General features: G+C 46.2%; 4 protein-coding genes. 3 read left to right on the top strand and 1 reads right to left on the bottom strand.

The features are described from left to right. Nucleotides 1-62: 62 nt before the first annotated feature. Entirely contained in the window at nt 63-836 is a 774-nt protein-coding gene (locus ACTXGO_RS10470; protein WP_443574401.1) for a class II aldolase/adducin family protein, read from the bottom strand. 370 nt (nt 837-1206) lie between these two features. On the opposite strand from ACTXGO_RS10470, the gene ACTXGO_RS10465 reads away from it, so the two are divergent. The 3 genes from ACTXGO_RS10465 to ACTXGO_RS10455 form a co-directional block, all read left to right on the top strand. Then, complete coding sequence (locus ACTXGO_RS10465; protein WP_443574399.1) at nt 1207-1809, top strand: YceI family protein; 603 nt, start codon at nt 1207-1209, stop codon at nt 1807-1809. A 68-nt stretch (nt 1810-1877) separates the two neighbouring features. Further along, complete coding sequence (locus ACTXGO_RS10460; protein ID WP_443574398.1) at nt 1878-3236, top strand: c-type cytochrome; 1359 nt, start codon at nt 1878-1880, stop codon at nt 3234-3236. Nucleotides 3237-3316: 80 nt separating this feature from the next. Further along, nucleotides 3317-4179 (top strand): flavin monoamine oxidase family protein (locus ACTXGO_RS10455; RefSeq protein WP_443574396.1); only part of this gene is annotated, 863 nt, incomplete at its 3' end.

Here is a 4179-nt window from a genome sequence, read left to right as displayed (position 1 = left end):
GCTGACCACAAATCGACTCAAACTGTCCCTGCTGCTGCCAATCATTGACTGTCATCATAGGATTACTCCTCAAATGAAGGATCAATACGGCGCAGCTTACGTAGTAGTGCAGGCCATGCAATATCGCCACCCGCGCCTTTGGTGACCTCTTTTGACGCCGCTTGGATACCTGCCAATATCTGCGGCGGTATATGGGTGAGTTTATTGCCGCCACTCTGGGCTTTGATTTGTACCTCGCACGCTCTTTGGGTGATATACATAAACAAGAACGCATCGGCGACGCTGCTACCACAGGTGAGCAAGCCATGATTACGCAAAATCATAAAATTAGCATCGCCTAAATCGTCCACCAAACGCACCTTTTCCTCAGGATTTAGAGCAACTCCCTCGTAGTCGTGATAGGCCAGATTAGATAACGGAAATAGTGATTGCTGCGACAACGGCAGCAGGCCATCTGTCTGCGCGGATACTGCAACGCCATCACTGGTATGGAGATGGATCACGCAATGAGCGTCATGACGAGCATTATGGACCGCGCTATGGATAGTGAATCCTGCTGGATTGATATCGTAGTCTGAATGTGCGACTTTCTCGCCTGCTTGATTGACTTTGACGAGGTTGGAAGCAGTAATCTCTTCGAATAATAGTCCGTAAGGATTGATCAAAAACTCGTCTTCGGTATCGGGCACGCGCGCTGAGATATGAGTGAAGACCAAATCATCCCAGCCGTACATCGCGATGAGCCGATAACAGGCAGCAAGGTCGACTCGCATTTGCCATTCTGACTCGCTGACTTGATCTTTGATGCTGGCTTTTGTATTTGTCTCGTTTTGCATGGTGTCATCCTTGACGGTTGTAGTCTTGTTGTTAAAGATAGTGTATTTCAAACTTATACCTTAAATAGAATAAAGGCAATGACGTTCTGCGTATGAAGCGGTCAACTCTTTTTGTGATAGGCGAATAAAGTCAGTTGTTTTTCGAGTGTTTAGGATGATTTACTAACAGCTGTCTATTGATTGCTAATGCTCACTTTTTTAGCAAATATGAAACCCCCTAGCAATAGAAGATAGTTATAAAAAAATGCAAAACCTAGCTACTAAGTTCTTGAAAAACAATGTATAACTGGCTCATAGAGTTTTACTTGTTATATAAAGTATGGACTGCTCTCAAATTTAGATGTCAAAGCTTACAAAGGAATGTAGCTTCATGAGCGCTCACTGTCTCGCCCAAAAGACATCTCACCCCTTTGCCTTTTTGATACTGCCTATAGTGATAATGAGCGCAGCGCAAACCAGTCACGCTGCCAGTTATGTCATCAATCCTGCCAATACCAATGTACGCTTCGCTATTGATCGTTTTAAAACCAATGCCACAACGGGCGGGTTTTATAATGTCAAAGGTCAGTTGCAATATGATTCCAGCGCCATGACTGGCGACATCTCATTAGTTATTCCTATCAACTCACTTAATACTGGCAATCAAGCTTTTAATAGTAAGCTGACAGGGCCTGACTTTTTTGATGCGCAAAACTTTCCTTTGGCTCAGTTTAAATCGACTCGCTGGTATTTTAATCAAACAGAGTTGGCGCGTGTCGATGGCAACTTAACCTTGCACGGTCAGACGCACCCTATTAGCCTAAAGGCCACTGAGTTTACCTGTAGTATGAATACCACTATGAGCCGTGAGATTTGCGCTGGTAATTTTACCGCGACCATAAATAGAACCAGATGGAATATAGATAAATATGCTTGGTTTGGACTCACCAAAAATTTAAATCTAAATATCAAAGTAGAAGCGGCTAGAAAGTAACTAGAAAGTAACTAAAAATTGGCTACTAGGTTAGAATAGTTTTGGTCAGAGTGAATAATAAGGATATTATGAAGCCTCTTTTTATAATGATGGCGGCACTGGTTGCACCTTTGGTTGCCAATGCGGCTATAGCAGACAGTATAAGTGTCCAAAAGACGTTGCCGCCTAGGATAAGTCTGCCCCACGTCAGCCCAGTCAATAGCGATCTAGCCAATCGCGGCGCTTATGTGGCGCGTACTGCTGATTGCATGGCGTGTCATCGTGAGGACTATAGTGGCGGCGTTGCTATCGAGACACCCATTGGCAATATCTACTCAACCAATATTACCTCGTCCAAGATTTATGGTATCGGTAATTACACCGAAGCTGATCTGGCAAAGGCATTGCGTAAAGGTCGCGCGCCTAATCACCAAATTTATCCTGCTATGCCCTACCCGTCATATCATGGTATGAGCGATGCTGATATCAGCGCCTTGTTTGCCTACTTTCAAACTGTGCCGCCCGTAGAAAAAGCGCCTGAAAAAACCACTCACTTGCCTTTTCCGTTAAATATACGCAGTCTGATGCTCGCGTGGAATGTCATCAATGTGCCCTCAACCGAGAACCGCGTAGGTCTGACGCCTGTAGAGCAGCGCGGTGAATATCTAGTCAATAATCTAGAGCATTGCGGTACTTGTCACACCCCGCGTAATCTCACTCAAGGTCTAGATAAAGATCGCTATCTCTCTGGCGCGCCGCTCGGTAAGTGGTTTGCGCCTAACATCACCCCTGATAACGATACGGGTATTGGACGCTGGAGCGAGCTCGATATCATCACCTATCTACGTACAGGCAAGCTTGATAAACGAGCTTATGCGGGCGGTCCAATGGCAGAAGCGGTCGCTCATAGCACCCGTTATTTGACGGATGACGATTTGATAGCGATGGCGAATTATCTAAAAGTCATCCCTGCTATCAAGACCGATGACTACCTAATACCCGTCAACATCGCTCGTTTGCCCACGCCTATTAGCGACTCTATTACCTATGACTTGTTAGAACAAGAAGACTATCTAGCCAAAGCTAAGACGACCCCTACTATTAGTACTAGCACTATCAATAACAGCAATTCGCCAAAGGGCTTGTACCTGACTCATTGTGCCAGCTGTCATGGTGTCGATGGCTCTGCGCAGCCCGATGCACGCTATGCCGCTATCGTCGGTCTGAGTAGCATTCGCCGCGCCAAACCTGATGCGCTGATTGGCGTTATCGCCTTTGGGGCAAAAGGCGCGTTCAATACCGCTCCCAAAATGCCAGGGTTCAAAGAAGATTTAAGCCACGCGCAAATAGCGAGCATCAGCAACTATGTGCGCGTTACCTTTGGCGGCTTACCAAGCAGTGATGTCAGTGCGGCTGAAGTCAAACGCGTCATTAAAGATAAAAGCTAAATTGTTAAATAAAAAAAGTCGCTGATTATAAATTCGCTTGAGTGACTATTACTACTATTAAGCACGATAAGGATAATAAGATGAATGATTTGCTGCCATCTCCTACGCGCCGTCAACTGCTTGCGATGATAGGCAAGACTGCGGGCGCGGCGGCTATGTATCAGGCGATGACGACTTTAGGTTTCGCATCAGAGTCTAGCTTTAAACAAGAGATGACTTTAAAAGGCGCGCCTGCTGGTGCTAGTATTGTCATCCTTGGCGCAGGTTTGGCGGGTCTTACAGCAGCCTATGAGTTACGTAAAGCGGGCTATAAAGTCACGGTTCTTGAATACCAAAACCGCGGTGGCGGACGTAGCTGGACCTTAAATAGCGGCGATAAATATACCGAGCTTGGCGGCGAGCAAGTCACTTGCAACTTTCAAAAAGGCAATTACTTTAACGGTGGGCCGTGGCGACTGCCTATTCATCACTACGCCGTTTTTCATTATTGCAAAAAATTCAATGTCGCTTTGCAACCCTTTATCCAAACCAATGACCGCGCTTATTTGCATCGTACCAATCACTTCAATGGTGCACCCCAGCGTTTAGGCGATGTGCAAAACGATATCCGCGGTTATGTCTCCGAGCTATTATCCAAAGCGATGAACAAAGGCAGCTTGGATGATGCGGTCACTACAGAAGATAAAGAAAAGCTACTCGTCGGACTCAAAGGCTGGGGCGTGCTCGACAATAATTATCGTTATGTCAAAAGTCATGAGACCAGCAAGCATCGTGGCTATAGCGTCTATCCGGGCGGCGGTTTGATGCCTGACGCGCAGCCATCGACGCCGATACCAAGGGATAAACTTCTCAATTCAGAGATGTGGGCCGATATCTATAACAATTACACGGTACACGTGCATCAGCCTGCGATGTTTCAGCCCGTAGGCGGTATGGGCAAAAT

The organism is Psychrobacter sp. T6-1 (assembly GCF_052258445.1).
This window is presented reverse-complemented; position numbering and strand designations above follow the sequence as displayed.

Excerpts from the sequence above, each read along its gene's own strand:
- ACTXGO_RS10470 (WP_443574401.1), bottom strand. The coding sequence starts at position 836 with ATGCAAAACGAGACAAATACAAAAGCCAGCATCAAAGATCAAGTCAGC.
- ACTXGO_RS10465 (WP_443574399.1), top strand. The coding sequence starts at position 1,207 with ATGAGCGCTCACTGTCTCGCCCAAAAGACATCTCACCCCTTTGCCTTT.
- ACTXGO_RS10460 (WP_443574398.1), top strand. The coding sequence starts at position 1,878 with ATGAAGCCTCTTTTTATAATGATGGCGGCACTGGTTGCACCTTTGGTT.